The sequence below is a fragment of the Veillonella fallax genome, assembly GCF_020687175.1.
GTDB lineage: Bacteria > Bacillota > Negativicutes > Veillonellales > Veillonellaceae > Veillonella > Veillonella fallax.
The window spans coordinates 1-1223 of sequence record NZ_JAJEQD010000046.1 but is presented as its reverse complement, the minus strand read 5'-3'; the positions used below and the strand labels follow the sequence as shown (position 1 = coordinate 1223).

The following is a 1223-nucleotide window of genomic DNA, read 5'->3' as shown; positions in this document are numbered from 1 at the left end:
AGAAGGTGAAAGCCCTGTAATCGAAACCTTGCATACATGGGACTGTATCCAGAGTACCACGAGACACGTGAAACCTTGTGGGAAGCAGGGGGGACCACCCTCCAAGCCAAAATACTGATATCGACCGATAGCGCATAGTACCGTGAGGGAAAGGTGAAAAGAACCCCTGGCGGGGAGTGAAAGAGAACCTGAAACCGTATGTCTACAAACAGTCGAAGTCTGTATATATATCAGGACGACGGCGTGCCTATTGAAGAATGAACCGACGAGTTACTGTTGCTAGCGAGGTTAAGTGGAAAACACGGAGCCGCAGCGAAAGCGAGTCTGAACAGGGCGTTCAGTTAGTAATAGTAGACCCGAAACCGTAGTGATCTATCCATGGCCAGGTTGAAGCACAGGTAAAATTGTGTGGAGGACCGAACTCGTGAGCGTTGAAAAGCTTTGGGATGAGTTGTGGATAGGGGTGAAATGCCAATCGAACACGGAGATAGCTGGTTCTCCCCGAAATAGCTTTAGGGCTAGCCTCGAGGTTGAGAGTATAGGCGGTAGAGCACTGATCGGGCTAGGGGCCATACCGGTTACCGAACCTAGTCAAACTACGAATGGCTATACTTATACTCGGGAGTCAGACAGTGAATGATAAGGTCCATTGTCAAGAGGGAAACAGCCCAGAACACCGACTAAGGTCCCAAATGTTACACTAAGTGGCGAAGGATGTGGAATTTCCAAAACAACCAGGATGTTGGCTTAGAAGCAGCCACCATTTAAAGAGTGCGTAATAGCTCACTGGTCGAGAGACTCTGCGCCGAAAATGTCCGGGGCTAAAGTGTAAAACCGAAGTCGTGTCATGTACAGCAATGTACATGGGTAGGGGAGCGTTCTCATTGGGTTGAAGCAGTACCGTAAGGAGTTGTGGACTGATGAGAAGTGAGAATGTCGGTATGAGTAGCGAAAAGAATGGTGAGAATCCATTCCACCGAAAGCCTAAGGGTTCCTGAGCAACGATCGTCGTCTCAGGGTAAGTCGGGACCTAAGCCGAGGCGGAAAAGCGTAGGCGATGGACAACAGGTTGAAATTCCTGTACCGGTGTGAATCGTTTGATCGATGGAGTGACACAGTAAGGTAGGTCAGCACGCGATTGGAAGTGCGTGTTTAAGCATGTAGGTTGAGCTATAGGCAAATCCGTAGCTCTAAAAGCTGAGATGTGATGACGAGTTACTAGC

General features: G+C 49.1%; 1 rRNA gene. It reads left to right on the top strand.

Going from position 1 to position 1223, the window contains the following annotated elements:
* Positions 1-1223, top strand: a 23S ribosomal RNA gene (locus LKD20_RS09555); the annotation flags it as partial.